This is a genomic window from Lyngbya aestuarii BL J (assembly GCF_000478195.2).
GTDB classification, from domain to species: Bacteria; Cyanobacteriota; Cyanobacteriia; order Cyanobacteriales; family Microcoleaceae; genus Capilliphycus; species Capilliphycus aestuarii.
The window spans coordinates 13698-30814 of record NZ_AUZM01000067.1; the positions used below are offsets into that span (position 1 = coordinate 13698).

Annotated in this window: 16 protein-coding genes; 2 read left to right on the forward strand and 14 right to left on the reverse strand. The window is 41.7% G+C overall.

The window, feature by feature from the left end:
• Nucleotides 1-5: 5 nt before the first annotated feature.
• Nucleotides 6-1100, reverse strand: coding sequence for a 3-isopropylmalate dehydrogenase (gene leuB / locus M595_RS21730; RefSeq protein WP_040484485.1), 1095 nt, complete (start codon nt 1098-1100; stop codon nt 6-8).
• A gap of 406 nt (nt 1101-1506) precedes the next feature.
• Between leuB and M595_RS21735 the strand changes: the two genes are divergently transcribed.
• Nucleotides 1507-2640: a sensor histidine kinase gene (locus M595_RS21735; RefSeq protein ID WP_023068621.1), complete on the forward strand. Its 1134-nt coding sequence runs from the start codon at nt 1507-1509 to the stop codon at nt 2638-2640.
• On the opposite strand, the gene M595_RS21740 is transcribed toward M595_RS21735, so the two are convergent.
• From M595_RS21740 to M595_RS21800, 13 genes are all read right to left on the reverse strand, one after another.
• Nucleotides 2637-3539: a S66 peptidase family protein gene (locus M595_RS21740; RefSeq protein WP_023068627.1), complete on the reverse strand. Its 903-nt coding sequence runs from the start codon at nt 3537-3539 to the stop codon at nt 2637-2639. The genes M595_RS21735 and M595_RS21740 overlap by 4 nt on opposite strands.
• A gap of 198 nt (nt 3540-3737) precedes the next feature.
• Nucleotides 3738-3953, reverse strand: a complete 216-nt coding sequence (locus M595_RS21745) for a DUF2949 domain-containing protein (RefSeq protein ID WP_023068626.1) — start codon at nt 3951-3953, stop codon at nt 3738-3740.
• Nucleotides 3954-4618: 665 nt separating this feature from the next.
• The gene (locus M595_RS21750) at nt 4619-5182 is read right to left on the reverse strand and encodes a DUF192 domain-containing protein (protein ID WP_040484486.1); all 564 of its coding nucleotides are present in this window, start codon (nt 5180-5182) and stop codon (nt 4619-4621) included.
• A gap of 90 nt (nt 5183-5272) precedes the next feature.
• Nucleotides 5273-5968, reverse strand: coding sequence for a response regulator transcription factor NblR (nblR, locus tag M595_RS21755; protein ID WP_023068643.1), 696 nt, complete (start codon nt 5966-5968; stop codon nt 5273-5275).
• Nucleotides 5969-6128: 160 nt separating this feature from the next.
• On the reverse strand, nt 6129-7046 hold the full coding sequence (locus M595_RS21760; protein ID WP_023068612.1) for an NAD(+) kinase: 918 nt from the start codon (nt 7044-7046) through the stop codon (nt 6129-6131).
• Between the two features lie 694 nt (nt 7047-7740).
• Nucleotides 7741-8721 (reverse strand): SDR family oxidoreductase, encoded by a 981-nt coding sequence (locus M595_RS21765; RefSeq protein ID WP_040484487.1) that lies wholly within the window; start codon nt 8719-8721, stop codon nt 7741-7743.
• Between the two features lie 137 nt (nt 8722-8858).
• Complete coding sequence (locus M595_RS21770) at nt 8859-9320, reverse strand: Spy/CpxP family protein refolding chaperone (RefSeq protein WP_023068615.1); 462 nt, start codon at nt 9318-9320, stop codon at nt 8859-8861.
• A 255-nt stretch (nt 9321-9575) separates the two neighbouring features.
• Entirely contained in the window at nt 9576-9944 is a 369-nt protein-coding gene (locus tag M595_RS21775; protein WP_023068613.1) for a hypothetical protein, read from the reverse strand.
• Complete coding sequence (locus tag M595_RS21780) at nt 9941-10519, reverse strand: sigma-70 family RNA polymerase sigma factor (protein ID WP_023068619.1); 579 nt, start codon at nt 10517-10519, stop codon at nt 9941-9943. The genes M595_RS21775 and M595_RS21780 overlap by 4 nt, the downstream gene beginning before the upstream one ends.
• Before the next feature lie 135 nt (nt 10520-10654).
• The gene (locus M595_RS21785) at nt 10655-12241 is read right to left on the reverse strand and encodes a diguanylate cyclase domain-containing protein (protein ID WP_052001845.1); all 1587 of its coding nucleotides are present in this window, start codon (nt 12239-12241) and stop codon (nt 10655-10657) included.
• 389 nt (nt 12242-12630) lie between these two features.
• On the reverse strand, nt 12631-13986 hold the full coding sequence (locus tag M595_RS21790) for a GH39 family glycosyl hydrolase (protein WP_023068642.1): 1356 nt from the start codon (nt 13984-13986) through the stop codon (nt 12631-12633).
• A gap of 118 nt (nt 13987-14104) precedes the next feature.
• On the reverse strand, nt 14105-15451 hold the full coding sequence (gene gor, locus M595_RS21795; RefSeq protein WP_023068620.1) for a glutathione-disulfide reductase: 1347 nt from the start codon (nt 15449-15451) through the stop codon (nt 14105-14107).
• Between the two features lie 108 nt (nt 15452-15559).
• Complete coding sequence (locus tag M595_RS21800; RefSeq protein WP_023068611.1) at nt 15560-16252, reverse strand: Uma2 family endonuclease; 693 nt, start codon at nt 16250-16252, stop codon at nt 15560-15562.
• 202 nt (nt 16253-16454) lie between these two features.
• Between M595_RS21800 and M595_RS21805 the strand changes: the two genes are divergently transcribed.
• The coding region (locus M595_RS21805) for a glycoside hydrolase family 10-like protein (RefSeq protein ID WP_023068637.1) at nt 16455-17117 on the forward strand (663 nt) is incomplete at its 3' end.

Here is a 17117-nt window from a genome sequence, read left to right on the forward strand (position 1 = left end):
AATACTTAAGCGTCCGGTTCTGCGAGTGCTTTGAGCAATATTTCTCCCATTTCCCGACATCCCACCAGTTTCATTCCTTCTGATCCGATATCTCCAGTACGATATCCCCAATCCAGCACTTTCAATACAGCCTGTTCGATTTTGTCTGCCGCAGACGGTTGATCTAAACCATAGCGTAACATCATCGCGGCACTGAGAACTTGAGCGAGGGGGTTAGCTTTATCTTGTCCAGCAATATCTGGCGCCGAACCGTGTACAGGTTCAAACACCCCTGGCCCGGATTCTCCTAAACTCGCCGACGGAAGCATTCCAATACTTCCCGTCAACATCGCTGCTGCATCCGAGAGAATATCGCCAAATAAATTCCCCGTAACAATCGTATCAAACTGTTTCGGCCAGCGAACCAACTGCATTGCAGCATTATCAACATAAAGATGAGATAATTCAATCTCAGGATATTGATCGGCAAGTTGTGTAATCCGATCTCGCCAAAGTTGAGAGACATCAAGAACATTAGCCTTATCAACAGAACACAATTTTCCGCCTCGTTTTTTAGCGGTTTCAAACCCGACTCGTCCGATGCGATCAATTTCCGACTCGGTATAAGCCATCGTATTGACTCCCCGTTTCTCTCCGGTTTCCGTCTCAAAAATTCCCTTCGGTTGACCAAAGTAAACGCCGCCAGTCAGTTCTCGGACAACCATGATATCAACCCCTTCTACAACCTCCCGTTTCAGAGAGGAAGCATCCACCAAATGGGGTAAAATAGTAGCGGGGCGTAGATTAGCAAATAACCCTAACCCTGCTCTCAGCGCTAAAAGTCCGGTTTCTGGACGTTGATGACGAGGTAAGTTATCCCATTTATAGCCCCCAATTGCAGCTAAGAGTACCGCATCACTTTGGCGACATTGCTCTAGAGATGCAGCGGGTAAAGGTTCTTCTGTGGCATCAATTGCAACACCGCCAATTAAAGCCTCTTGAAAGTCAAAGGTGATCTCTAATTGTTGACCAACGGCTTTGAGGACATCTACCGCCACTGCCATAATTTCAGGGCCAATGCCGTCGCCAGGAAGAAGAGTAATGCGGTAGTTCTGAGTCATAGGAATTCTAGATGGAGGAGTTGAAAATTTTAGGTATTGTCAAGGTTTACAGCTTGAACTGTAATTCAGCCTATAATCATATCAAAATATCAGTCAACTCTCACAGCCATGAAAAATCTAGATCGGGATTAAATTTTGTATGGTTTATATAGTTGTTTATATAGGTTGTCAGGGTGATGTTAGGGACAAAACTTCTGATCTATTGGGTTGAGCATCGGTTGAGTCCTGTTGATTCTGTTGAACTCAGCTAGCTGGAAGAAAAAGGACTTTTATTGACCTGTGAACTCAAATATCAAGTCTGACTCTTGCCGTTTAATCTCTTGAGACAATAGCATAGAATAGAGTAAGTAGAGTATTGATGACTCTCAGTAAAACTTTTCAGGCAACAGATGGGTGCAAGTGATCAATGAGAAAAAAACGACCACAGCATATTAAGATTTGGCAATACACCTCGATTGGGTTTGCTGGTTTAGCTGGATTGATTTTTCTCACTGCGGTTGCTCAATCTCTTTTATCTCTTAGTTGGATGACTTATGGTTTTTGTATTTTCATTGCTATTTTCGCTAGCGTCACTACTTTCATCTGTTATAAACAACAATATACATTACAAGAAGAAAAGGCTGAACTGGCAACGTTACTCGATCAAACCACAGAACGGTTGAACGCTGAAAAAATTGAACTTGAACAAGTGCTAGCCTTAACTCATGATCGATGTTGCACAATACAAGCTCAAAATGCAACGTTACAGGAAATAAACCGTCGCAAAGATGAGTTTCTTCGGCAGACTTCTCACGAACTGAGAACACCAATGAATGGAATTATTGGTTCACTCCAGTTGTTACTGGATGATTTGTGTGATGATCGTGAAGAAGAAATAGAAATGCTACAACAAGCTTATCAATCTTCTATCCATTTGTTGACTTTACTCAATCAAGTTTTAGATCTCGCTAAGATAGAATCGGGTCGAGTCACGGTTGAGATTAGAACGGTTGATTTACATTCGAGTTTGTCGGCTGCAATTTATTTACAACTCGCCAATATTCGTCAAAAGAACTTATTACTTTATCGGAAAAATCATCAAAGTATTCTTAGAGTTAAAGCCGATCCAACCAAACTGAAACAAGTTTTTATTAATGTCATTGGCAATTCGATTAAATTCACCGAAAAAGGAAGCATCACGATTTCCACTCAAATTGAATCTCGAGTCATTTCTTCCAAAAATAATAAGCCTCAAGAAACCCTGATGGCAATTATTACCATTCAAGATACTGGAATTGGTATTGATCCGTCTACTCAAAATCGACTGTTTCAACCCTTTCAAGTTGAAGATGAATCCCGTTCTCATCCTCTCGGCAGTACGGGGCTAGGTTTGGTGATTTCTAAACACTTAGTTGAGATGATGGGGGGTCAAATTAAACTCTATAGTGCGGGAAGAAATCAAGGAACAACAGTAGAAATTTTATTACCTTTAGTCGATACTGATACTGAGACTGATACTGATAGTGAGATGGAAAACGAATTTAATATCATTGAATCCTAAAAATATTCGCTCAAACAATTTAAAATTCCTCTCTCTCCATCTAATTCTGCTATAATTCCCACAGGTAAGATCCCATTAGCTCCGTCGTGACCAAAGGGCAGATCAGAAACAATTGGAATCCCTAAATCTCCTAAGCGATCGCGCAAAACTTCTTCTAACTTAAAACTATGGGGGTTAATATTTTTCTCCCACTGACTAAAGCGCCCTAAAGCAATTCCCGCAACTTGTTGTAATGCTCCGGTCATCCGCCACTGGGTTAACATTCGATCAATGCGGTAGGGTTCCTCATTGACATCCTCAAAGGCTAAAATTGCACCGGATAACGAAGGTTGGTAAGCCGTTCCTAGCAAACAAGTTGCCACTGTCAAATTTCCCGGTAATAACTGTCCTCGCACTGTTCCATTTCCCCATCCGGTTCCCTGTAACGGTTCAATCGGACGACCTTCCAACCAATCAAATAAACGTTTAATAGACCAGTCGGGTTCTTCCCCTAAAGTCGTTAACACCGGGCCATGTACACCTGCGGTTTTCCCGAGACTTCCCCACAGTAAAGCGGTAATATCTGAAAAACCGATTAAAAACTTAGAAGTGCAATCCGGTTTGAGTCTTTCCCATTGCCAACTTTCAAGCAAACGAGTCGCCCCAAAACCACCTCTAGAACAAATAATACCCCGACAATCAGGATCATTCAAGGCTTCGGCGAATTGATCACGTCTGGCTTGATCCGTTCCACCCAGATAACCCCACTGCTGATCGTAACCCGCAGTCAGTTCTAAATCATAACCTCGCGATCGCCAAATTTCTAGGCCTTGTTCAAACCGTTCGAGATCACGCAGCGCACCACTGGGAGTAATCACTCGTAAGCGATCGCCCGGTTGTAAGCCTGATCGATCCACCATTTTGAACTCCCCTAATCTGCTCATCGTTGGAGATATTCTACAGCCTAACTAAATTCAGTTTAGAGGGCATCAAATTCGGGCTAACTCGAAGACTTAGCAAGCCCATTTTATCTGCCCTACCCTACATTTTCAATTGTCTTGAAAAGGTCAACGAAGCCACCCACATTTGAAGTGTGAAGCTTTGTATTTGATCATTAATTAAGCAGTTTCTAACCAATCAAAGATTTTATCGAGTTGTTCTAAAGTCACCAATCCATACTGCAAAAGAGTCATTGATAGTGGATTAGGATCACGATATCTTTGTTTTTCATCAGACGTAGCTTGAGCCTTCTCCGCAAACGCGATCTGGGCTGGCGAAACACATAACTCTTCTTGTAAAAATCGCACAAATCGAGAGTAGGTGTTTGGTGTCATTTTGGTATTCACCTCCCCTTTAATAGACACCATTGTGTAATGTAGATAGTTCTTTTGAAAACAACACTAAGCCAGTTTGTTTTTTGTCTACCTGCAATTTCAGCGTTAAAAAGTCAGACTTTTTTGAGTTCTACACTCACACTGATTGTTGATCTACATTCACTGTAAATCAAATTCCGAACTCTTTTGAACTTTTGCACTCCTCACGGTTGCCGATGATCAGCAACTCAAAAGTAACCCAATTAAGTTACTTGTTTAGCTATGCGTAGTTATAGGCTTAATCTAGAGACTATTTCGCAACTTACTACTGCAACAGCTTCTTCCAAGGATTGAATCTGTCCGGGGTCAGAATCTAAGAACGAGCTGCATCCACCGCCTGGGTATCTTGTCAATCAACTTTGACTTCTTACCCTAACCCAAAAATCGAAGCAAATACCCGGGCCGCAATCACGATCGCGATCAGAATACCTCGATAGCGCTCAAGCAAACATTTGTCTCTCACACCTTAATCAACTGAGCGAATGGCTCAATGGAAGTCGGATAAACTTTAGACGCTAGAAATGATAGCGTAGCAAATTTCTTGACTTGTGGATAGACTTTATCATTAAATTTTTATCAAATCCAGTTAAACTTTGTAAAGATTCTGTAAAAAAAATTTTTTCCGATCATTGATTCAGACTCTCCCGGCGATCAGAGTTCAGATATTCAATCTCAATGCGATCGCCGGGTTTGACTCCCAACGCTTGAGTTCGCCCTCCTCGCACTTCAATCACTTGGTCTACAGGAACCTGAGGGCCATAGGTCGGACAAGGTTCTGTTGTACAGGGAGGCGCACCCACCTGAATCGCTTGGACAATGCCATTACGGATGAAAATCATATCCAAAGAAATCTTACAATTTTTCATCCAAAAGCCGACAACCCGAGGTGGAGAAAAGGAAAATAGCATTCCTCGGTTATCCGGTAACGAAGTCCGATACATTAGTCCAAGTTGTTGTTGAGTAGGAGTGCGAGCGACTTCCAGTTCAATCACTTCACTTCCAAGGGTTGTCTGGGCTGTTATCGGGAGCATTTGACCTAAATTTTCTTCAGATGGGGATGAAAACTGAGCGATAAAATCAGAAAAGAAAAAAAGTTCCAGTGTTGAAGCCGTTTGCATGGGGAAAACAACACCACTCAACACCGCCCCCAGTCCAAGCGGGAGTAAACAGAAAGCCAAAAATTTGCTCATAGAAAATCGTTAAAAAACCGAATCAGAGATCAAGCGAATACAGAATTACCGATCATGTTGTTAATTTGGCTTAATTTGTTCCCTGTCGAATCAAGACTCTCGTAAAACATAACCCACGCCTCTTACCGTTTGAATCAGACGTTTTTCCCCTTCTTCTTCAATTTTGAGACGGAGATAGCGAATATAAACTTCAATCACATTTGATTCACCCAAAAAATCATAACCCCAGACATTTTCTAAGATTTGTTCACGGGTTAAAACTTCTCGTGGATGTTCCATTAAGTATCGAAGCAGATCAAATTCCTTCATGGTTAACTCAATGGTTCGACCATTACGAAAAGCACATCGAGTCGCTAAATCCAATCCCAATTCACTAAAGCGGAGTTGATCGGTGTTGTGATCAGTGGGTTGTAAATACAGACGCACCAATTGCAAAAACGATTCTGTGCGATAGGGTTTGAGGAAGTAATCATCCGCTCCTGATTCTAAACAAGCCACCCGATCTTCAACCGTATCCCGCGCCATAAACACCACCATCGGTGTACGGTTTCCTTGATTTCTCAAATGACGACAGAGCGTTAATCCGGACTCTCCTCCCAACATCCGATCAACCACAATCAAAGCAGGTTGCATTTCTGTGGCTCGATGAAGTCCCACCGTGACATTAGACACCACAACTGGATAGTAGCCTGATTCTTCTAAATCTAAGCTCACGTGTTGGGCTAAGAGTTCATCTGATTCAATCACTAAAATTGATGGATGATGCTCGCCAGCAATTACACTCATTGACAAATCCCCCCGCAGCGATATTAACCGTTTTACCACGTTAGAGGGAAATTTGAACGATGAGAGATCAACAGACTTCCGCATCTCCCCATAAGGCAGAAGTCGTGAGGTCAAGATCTCCCCTCCTCCTTACCCATCAAATTTGAGTCCGACGAACACCTCACGGCAATTCAACAGAAGTGGGTTTAGCAATATGAGGCAGTCCCCAACCCAACTTTTCTCGCAAAACCTGGAAAAATTCTGGCAACTTCAGCCGAATAAAACGAGCAGAATAACGTGATCGCGTCACTCTTACCCGATAATCTGATAAGACATAACATCCACCATTACCATCAACGACCATCACCAAGCGGTTAGGACTCGCCGGATAAATGGTCACGGGTTCTTTCTCGGCATAAATTAAGGCTCTCGAAGCCAGAGAATGGGGACAAATCGGCAACAGTTGCAACACGCCCACATCTGGGGTAACAACGGCACCACCTGCCGACAGAGAATAGGCTGTAGAACCCGTTGGCGTGGAAATGATCACCCCATCGGCAGCAATATCAACCGGAGTGTGTCGGCCAATTTTGACCTCGAAATGACACATACAGGTCATGGGTTCACGATGCAAAACCATCTCATTTAAGCACAGCGCTTCCCAGAGTAACTTATCTTCCTGATAAATCTCTACAGAAAGCATCGCTCGTTCTTCGATGATGTAATCTCCCGCCATGACCTGTTCGAGAACCGTCGGTAATTGGTTAATATAAGTTTCGGTCAAAAATCCCATGTGACCTGTATTGACGGTTAGCATGGGGATTCCTTTGGGTGCAATTTGGCGAGAGGCAGATAATACCGTGCCATCTCCACCCAGAATAATGGCAAAAGCCATATCTTCATCAAAGCCTGGAGGCGCAAGCTGATCGACAGGTGTATGACACAGGGGACGATCAGGGTTAGAATAGCCAAGCAAGCCTCCCACACCCGTTGCAGTGTGAACTTGCCAGCCATTAGAAGTCAGCTTGTCTTTCAACTCGCTAGCGATTCGACAAGCCGCTGATTTGGCATCGTTATAAATAATCCCAGCTTTGGGCACGCGAATTAACTTAACTTAGGTTCAAAACAATATAATCTAACCCATCAACTTTCAATCCGTTGAGAGTTCATTGACACTCCTGGGACCTGAGTGGAGGGAAATCTTCTGTCGAGGATTTGACCTGAATGGATTAACGAAGTCACAGATTACTCCGCCCAACGGGTTCACCAGTTGCTAAGATTACGAAGTTCCTACAACGGGGGGAACCCCCGCAACGGACTTCGCGCTCCACGCAGGGGAAACCGCCTCTGTTGGTGCGCGTTACGCAGAGCTGCTTGAGAAGCAGCAGGGTCGCACCGCGCGAACCCGCGCTGGACTCACCGCACTGGTTCACCGTACTGGTTCACCGTACAACGACGGAGCCTGCATCCGAGAGAACCGTGATCACAATCAACCCACCAATAGGTCAAATCTCCAGCAGCGTTCCACTTTGAGGAGAGTAGCTTCGACGTTTACCGCCGTACTGATAGCTTTTTTGAGAATATTCAAAGCCGCATAATGATCTCGTTGAAGTTCACACCCGCAAGTTTTTCGACCTCGAACGCGAAAATCACAGAGCTATCAAACTCCCGCCCGACTTCCGTATGGCATAGAGTGAATTCTACCATAACTTAAGTCCGCCTGGACAAACATTCAACCCCACCTGCCTGAGAACATTAAACGGCGGAAATGGCAATCGCTCTGACGCACGAGATTAAGTTTTCTTAAAGGGGGTTCTTTTTTGTTTACGTTTTTTCTGTTTTTCCCGCTCGTATTCAACTTCTTTAATTTTCTTCATAATCCGGCCATAGTAATCTTGCAGATAGTCTTCTAGAGTGGTCATCTCTGCGGGATCAAAACCAAATACACGGTAGGTTTCGTCCATAGACGCTTTCAAGGGTTGACCTGTGGCGGAGACTTCAGCAAATGCCAAGCGATCGGAGATATTCAATGTCCACTGAAACCAACGAGTTACACTCCGAACAAACCTTAATACACTCGTGGGAGTGCGGGTAATCTTAGCGTCTTTACCCGAGAGTCGTTCACACAGGCGGATAATTTCGTCGGCTGACCAAGCGCGAGAACCCACGACGGGGAAAGCTTGGTTTTCAGTTTCGGGTACAGACAGGGCGCGAATGGCAAATTTGGCGATATCTTGGGTATCCATATAAGCGATCGGAGAACTTACTCCCGGAACCCAAGCAGATTGACCGTCTAAAATCGGGATGGCATACTGACCAATGATTCCTTGTAAAAAGCCACAAGGTCTTAAAATCGTATACTTCAAACCGGACTCTGCTAAAAATAGCTCTGTGCAGTATTTGATATCAAGTAGCGGGACTTGTCTGTATTTTTCCGCATCGAGGAAGGAGACAAAAATATAGCGTTCAATTCCTGCGGCTTTGGTGGCTTGAATGAGTGAAACTTTACCCTTCCAATCAACATCTTTGATACTTAAAGAATCAGTCGGTCGAGAAGTGGCCGCATCAATCACGGCGCTCACACCTTCGAGAGCGGCTTTAAGGGTTTCGGGTTTGCAGAGATCCCCAGGAACCAATTCGGCTCCCCATTCTTTGAGAAAAGCCGAGCGGTTGTAACTACGGGCCAAGCAACGGACTTTATAGCCTTCGTCCAACGCACGACGAGCTATCTGTCTGCCTAGAGTGCCAGTCGCACCCACGATTAATATAGTCATAAATATGGGGGTATTAAACTTAACTTAAGATCCTATCAGAAGATCTCTCATTTTTTTACAAAACTTCATAAATTGATGAGAAGATACCCCTGATCTTTCTCAGGTGGCGGAAAAATTGAGCAGTTCTACTGGCGGTTTTAGCGCGGACGGTTACGACGTCTTTGTTCCATAATATCGGCAAACTGACGGCGTTGTTCAGGTGTCAGCACTTCTCGAACTTGCAGAATGATCTCAAACTGTAACTTGCTCATCTCTTGCTTCAGGCGGATCAATTCATCATATTTTTGACGAATTTGACTTTCCCTCGCATTCGTCGATAACAACTCTTGCAATTGTTGTTGAGTTTGACGGACTTGTTTTTTGTGTTGGGAAATCTGATCTTGATACTGAGCGCGAATGTCTTCCATTTTCTGCTTCTGCTCAGGGGTTGCATTTAATTGCTCTAGCAACTGCTCAGTATCGTCGTCTGGTTCTCCGGCATAAACTTTGGCTTGAGCGAGTACGTTCGGGAAGCTCCGAGGTAAAATCTCACAATTCGCGATCGCTCCCTTGCCACAGAATAATAACAAAGTTAACCCAAAAACCCAAGACTTAAGCATAAAATTAATAATTTAACCTATTTTTTAAACTAATTTAATTCTGGGCAAGTTATTAGAGAGTGAACCATGACTTATTTTTGCAGTCACCGTCAAGATCATTGATCAACAATCTGTACCTGTGACCCCTTTTTAGATGAAATCGAAACAGTCATGTTATGTATAAGGAGAAGAAAAGAAGTCAGAAGTTTTTTCCGTTCTCCCGATCAATCATAGTCACGCAAATCTTTAAGGATTTCATCTGATCACAGGGGAACGTTAATCTTGAGAGTTATCTGGTATGGTTAACCAACTGGTTTCTTGAGTTTCTTCCATCGCTCCATTCCAATTACTTTCAATAAAACCTTCTAACTGAGATTGTTCACTAGGACTCAGCGAGGAAGAAGATACTAGGCGATAACCCATCCAAAATAGAGTTAAACCGACTGCAATCAAAGAAGAAACTAATCTTAAAGTCTTAGTCGCCACTGAGGGATGTGTCGAAATAGACTCCGATAATACAGGATCGTCAGTATCAATAGCAGCGATAATTCTCTCTTCTAAATCCGATGTAGCTTCAGGAGCAGTAGGACGATTTTGCTTGAGAAAATTAATCAACGCTTGATCATTAGTTGGCAACTTACTCATAGGTTGACTCCTTCACGTTGCAAAAATTTCCGCAGAGCGGCTCTAGCATGAAATAAACGAGACTTGACAGTTCCTAACGGAATATTTAAAATTTCAGCGATTTCTTTTTGGGGGATTTCCTCAAGATCATGTAAAACCATCACAGTACGATGTTCAAAGCTCAGGTGAGCTAACCCCCGTTGTACCAGATCTTGATAGTGTAGGTGCATTAAATCAGAAGAATCACCCCCAGAGGAGAGAATATCAGAATCACCTGTCGGATCTATTGTCTTAAGTTTTGAGTTAAATGAATGATGTCTGGCTAACATTCGGCGTCGATCTGTGGCTACATTCCACGTAATTCGATACAGCCACGTCGAAAAGGTTGCAGGTTGCTTGAGTAATGGTAAACCTTTCCACACCCGCAAGAATACCTCCTGCACCAAATCATCAAGGGACGAGGAGTCGCAGAGTTGATATAGAGTTGATCTAACTTTTCCCTGGTAACGTTGGTAGAGATAGCGAAAGCATTGGCGATCGCCTTTCTGACACTGTTGTACCAAAAAGGCATCAGAGCAGTCGTCATCAGTTAACATATCGGTGGTATCCTTAACGAACACCTGCGGATTCTCCTTTACCTTTTCGGGTCTATATCCTTAGAGACTCCCAGATGTTCTCAAAAGTTCAATGCTGATGTCTGCGATTTTCTGAACAACTGCTCTCTGTTTGATTTACCCTAGTTTTGTCGAGAGTAAACATTTACACAGTTGAGAAGCTCCGTGATCAAGGGCTTGTTCAGCCGCTTCGGGTAGCTGTTCAGCAGAACTCCCCAATCGAGGAATCGTGCTGGCGATCCCAAAACTCATTGACAAGTATTGTCGTTCATCTCTTGATTCTGGGGTTAATTTAATTTTTTCAACTTGAGTTTGAATCGTTTCAACCAATTGTATGGCGATCGCTGAATTGGCTTTGGGTAACAACACCGCAAACTCAGTTTCATCATAGCGAGCAACGAGATGATGAGGATTTTTGACGGCTGTATTAATGGTTTGAGCCACTTGTTTTAGGAATTGTCCGGCTGCGTGTTCCCCATAGGTTTCACGATAAAATGAGTAATAGTTTATATCACACAAAACCATCGACAAAGGTAAGGATTCTTGAGAGAGATGATCCCATTTTTTGTAGAGGTACTCATTGAAGCTTTGACGATTGAGCAGTTGAGTTAAGCTATCAATACCGGATAAGTATTTTAATTTCTTTTTTGCCTCCTCGAGTTGCTGGTAAAGTTCAGCTTGATTGATGGCAACGGAGAGTTGATTGGCAAAACTATAAATTAATTTTAAATCCGATTCTTGCCAACTATGTCCCGGATTTTTCATTACTAGGCTTAGACTTCCCCATATCTCTGAGTGAGAGTACAACGGTACGGGTAGCCAAGCTCCTGGACTATTGTGCAGAAACTCATCAATTTTATTTTCGTCTATTTTGACTTTTTTGTGTGAAGTGGTGTTAGCTGTCAAATGAGCGGGAGCTTTTAAAGGAATTGAAGACCCTTCTCGATCAAGTTTAACGAGATGTCGAGGCTCAAATCGTAATAATCGCGGATGAACTAATTTTTTAATCGGTTCTAAACTTTCTGGAGAATTGACAGCAAATTTTGCCTCGGGAGAACGATACTCAGCTCGACTTAGCCAGCATTGTTCATCGGAAATATATTCAACAATTTGCACCGATAAAACTGGAAATATTTTACCTATTTCTTCAACTGCTGCTGAAAAAACAATCTCTAAATTAAAAGAAGATCGCATCACTTGCGTCAGACGATTGAGAGCTTTTTCTCGTCGATTTTGTTGTTGAATTTCCTGCTTCATCTGTTTGCTATGTGTAATGTCAATAACTCGACAAAGATAGCCTTTAAACTGATTTTCTTGATCGCGGATAACATTAACAGACAACTTTACCCAAATAAAATCTCCTCGTTTATGGTGTAATTTAATTTCATATCTTTCTTCTTTTTTCGCTAGATTATGATAGGAGCAAAGCTGAGAAAATGCTGGATGTTCTCGATCTAAGAACAGAGTAAAAGATTTACCGCTCATTTCTTCTATCGATGTTCCTAGCATTTCTGCCATTTTGTGATTTAAAAAAGTGATCTTTCTATCTCGATCTAAAATTACTATTCCTTCTAGTCGAGTTTCTAGAAATTGACGAGATAATTGTTGAATATCGTTTAAATTTGATAGGGGATCAACTGGACTCAATTCTACCTCAGAATAAGAGGTGATTCCCGAAAAACCATAATTTTCGAGTAGTGGCATTTCTTGATGACACTGAATACAGAATCCTATCTTTTTTTGAACGCTAATATGAACCAATAGGGGTTCAGAACAACACGGACATAAAAACTTATGCACAGTTCCGACTCACCTCCTCTTTTTTTTTCGAGTTAAACACAGATTATATGATCTAGGATAGGTCAATGAACATAGCTTATTTATAGCTCTTTACAATTCTTATATTAATTCTGTTTTAAGCCGAATAATTTTTGGAGTGGTTTTAAAGTTTTTAAACATTTTACCAAATTTTGATACATTTTATGGAGTTTATTTAATTAATCGGCATCCCTCTGGGGAGGGATGTTATTCAAATTAACAAAGAACAGTTCTGCTATATCGTATCCTAAAGTATCAGAGCAATAGCTTTTGATTTAACGAATTGTAAGCAAGTAGCTTTCGTGCAGTTTTAAGTTAGGAATCGTCAACCGGACAATTTGATTACTGACAGAGATTTGGTCTTGTTTCACAGTTTCGAGTTGGGGAATCACCTTTTCTCCAGAATCAGGAATTCTCGCCACAGCAAAGGTTAATGGTTTTCCTGAACGAGCGACTTCAAGCTGTTGTAAATTTCTTAGCGTCAAGACAACTGTTGCTCTCCCTGGCGAGGCGCCTTGTTCAAAATAACCAAACAAAATTTGAGCTTCACCTTTGGGGTTAGACTGACTGGCTAAGGCGACGACTCTGGGGTTACTCGACTCGCTCTTGACTCGGGAACTCAACCCCTCTGCATAGGCTTTATAAACCCACCACACCGCTCTCGGTGCCGACTGTTCGGGCGTCACTAAACCATCAAGGCTTTCATTAAAACAATTATTACGCCCACCTCCGATGGGTTCCCAACACGCTTTACAAGCACCATCAACCCGACTTTGTTCGGCGTAAGTCAGATATCCTAAATTTTCTGCGGGGCGATATTGAGCAGTTGGCCCGACAATTTCATTGAGATAAATTTTCTGAATTTTGAGGCTTTGATACTTGGAATTTTGTACAAATGAACGCCGGACTTCTTCAACATGATTATTAATTCGGGTAATCTCTTGGTCGTTGAGTTCGTGCCAAGAAATAAAGTTAACTTCTAGATTATTTTCTCTGCAATAATCTAAGAAATCTCGCAAAAAACCTTGATCATACTTGGCAATACTCGGCCCTCCAATCATTACATTTGGTCCGAGTTCTTGACGAATAGCAGTGTAAGCTCGTTTGTAGGTTTCAAAAAATTGTTTTCGACTTCCTCGCCAAAAAGGATCTTTAAGATCTGGCTCATTCCAAACATCCCAGGTCATATTTTTATCTTTATGTTGTTGAGCAAGTTTTCTAACGTGTTCTTCCCATTTATCATAGTCTTCATAGGGCCAGCCCCGAGCTTTTCCATAGCCCCAAGTATCACTTAAGAGTAATTGAAATTGAGAACCGATACCTGTAATTCGAGGATAATGCTTTAATGTAGAGGTTCGCCACAACTTCGGTTGCAACGGACTTAATTTATCATTGGGGGGTTTGTTATCACCAATACCATATAAAAAACCACTCATCGAATGAATTCCTTGTACGGGCGCACCAAAATCAATCGCAACGGTGGCTTGAGTTTGTCCAAAAACAGGAGACTGTCTACTCAAAAAGGTCAATAAAGCAAAACTGATAAACAGTAATGCACAAAGGGTTCGGAATGGCTTCTGCTTCAAAGGTCGCAGGTGAGTAAAGAGATTGAACGGTTTTAATTTTTCCATTGATGAAATGTTGGTGTATGGATGATTAAATTAATCAGGTTAATTCTATCAAATCAGAAAAAAAAGAGGAATAAATATTTTTTTTAATCCTCTCTTTCTCTAATTAAAGTTCAAGATTCTAACGCATAGTTACGAATTCCTCGCCACTGGTGGGATGAATTCCCATTGTCCGATCAAAATCTTTTTTCGTCGCCCCCATACTAACGGCGATCGCAATTCCTTGAATGAGTTCAGCCGAATCTTTACCGACCATATGCGCCCCTAAAACGCGATCTGTATTGGTTTCAACAATTAACTTCATAAACACTTTTTCATCGGCACCAGTTAAACTGTGAAAGAGGGGACGAAAACGAGCCGTGTAACATTTAATCGCCTCACCAAATTTTTCTTTAGCTTGCTCTTCTGACATCCCAATTGTTGCCGCTTCGGGTTGAGAAAAAACGGCTGTGGCAATATTTTCATGGCTAATAGATTGAGGAAGATGACCATATTCAGTGTCAGCAAAAGCACGACCTTCAGCAATTGCTACGGGGGTTAAATTTACCCGATCTGTACAGTCTCCCACGGCATAAATATGAGGTTGAGATGTTTGACTATCGAGAGTGACAGCGATCGCATCTTGATTCATTTCAACCCCGGCATTTTCTAACATTAATTTGCCTAAGTTGGGTTTGCGACCAGTTGCACAGAGAAGTTGATCGACAATTAACGGTTTTTCTGCGTGTTCACCTGTGAGGATAAGTTTCAAACCTTCATCGGTTTTTTCAATCTTTTCAATGGTCGTATTCGTAAGAAAATTGACGCCATGTTTACTCATTCCGTCTTGAATATTACTCCGGATATCTTGATCAAATCCTCGTAAAATCCAATCTCGGCGAATAATCTGAGTTACTTCACTTCCTAAACCTTTGAGAATTGATGCAAATTCTACTCCAATATAACCCCCTCCCCAGACTGCAAATCGCTGCGGTTTTTCAGTTAAAAGGAACATATCATCTGATGAAATACTATGTTCAATTCCAGGAATTTGAGGTTTAACGGGATGTCCTCCAGTCGCGATTAAAATCTTATCGGCTGTCACTTTGCGATCGCCAACTTCTAGGGTATGGGGATCGATAAATTTCGCATATCCGCGAATCAACTCAACACCTGCTTTTTCCAAAAAGCTAATGTGGAGTTCACTCAAACGTCGCACTTCTTTATCAACAACATCGACTAATTTTTTCCAATCAAAAGAGGGTTCTACCTCACTCCAACCATAGCCGAGTGCATCTTTATAATAGTGAGAAAAATGGGAAGCATAAACCATCAATTTTTTCGGGACACAACCCCGAATCACACAGGTTCCCCCAACGAGATCATTTTCGGCAATCGCCACCTTTGCGCCGTAGGAAGCCGCCCGTTTGGAAGACGCCAATCCGCCTGAACCTGCACCGATTACAAATAGATCGTAGTCATAAGCCATAATAAAATTGCCTCGTGTAGAGAATTTTCTGAAGTCTTTTCGCTGTGGTCAACTCGATTATGGAGTTAACTCCTATTGTTTATTATAATGAATTATGGGATATAAATTTTAGTCTGTTTTTAATTTTTGTTGAAAAGCTTGATACTCGCTTGAGGCTAACCCCGTTTGTAGAGTGGTGATAACCTGGGACATTTCTCCGGCTAAAAGTGCTGTAACGGCTAACCATAATCCTGGAAAAATTCTACTTTGAATGATGTCATTTTTAGGCTGCAAAGAAATATAATCTCCTCCTTCCAAACAAAACCAATCTAATTTGCGATCGCTGACTTGCCAAACGATATATTCTTGGACACCATTGCGACGATAAGCCCGTTTTTTATCTCGTAAATCAATGGTTGCTGTACTCGCAGAAATCTCGGCTATCAGTTCAGGTGCGCCCTCAATATAACCCTCTTCATTGAGGCGAGATTGTCCTCCATATTGGCTATCAATTAACAACACAATATCAGGTTGTGATTCATTATCAAGATCTAATTTTACTGTTGGATTATCGCCTAAACGAACACCAGAAGTTGCAACTTTGTAAGTTCCTAACCAAATCATTAGATTAGCATGAGGTTCGGCGTGAGATTCAAAACGTAGAGGTGAAGCCATATAAACAATTCCTTCAATGAGTTCGGCTTTTTTGAGGTGAGGCATATTGCTATAACGACGCTCGAATTCTGGGCGGGTCAAAGAATCTCCATTTTCTAAAGGAGGAATGGAAATCTTTTTTTTCTCGTTCGGTGAAATTGCTGTCATGTTCGTAATTAGTAATGAGTTGAACAAATCGTGCTAAACTTTGCTCTATTATAGAGTAAAATAGATGAATTGAAAAACATTAAAAAATGATCAGACGGCGACAAAAAAGACTTGATCTGTTAATGCTTATTTTTTTGAGTTTATTTTAAGCGTTGCTCTGACATTAACTCATTTTTATCCGACTACAATCTCTCAAACTTCAGTGACAGCTAGCGATGAAATTCGGGGCGTTTGGATTACTAATGTCAATAGTGGTATTTTGTTTGTTCCCGGTGGAGTTCAACGAGCATTAGATCAACTTTCACAATTAAATTTTAATACCGTTTATCCGGTGTTTTGGAATCGAGGAACAACCTTTTATCCAAGTGCTACCGCCCGTCGAGTTACAGGACGCTTTCAAGATTCATTGCTAAACTTAATTCATTTTGGAAAAGATGTTTTATCTGATATTATTAGTCAAGGACATCAAAGAGACTTAAGAGTAATTCCTTGGTTTGAATATGGGTTGATGGCACCGATAAATTCTCAGCTAGTCCAACGCCATCCAGAATGGATTACTTTACCCCAAAGTTCTAAATTTTTAGCCATTCCTTCTCTACAAGATTTAAACGATGCTTTACTTCCCAACTTTCCACCGAGTAATAAATTGTCCGGATGGTTGGGGATTAAAAATGTGTGGTTAAATCCCTTGCATCCTCAAGTTCAGAGATTTATAGAAGACTTAATTATTGAAGTCGTGATTAAATATGATGTTGATGGTATACAATTTGATGATAATTTTGGAATGCCAATAGAACTGGGTTATGATTGGTATACTCGTAAAATTTATAAGCAAGAACATGAGGGTAAACTTCCGCCGAATAAT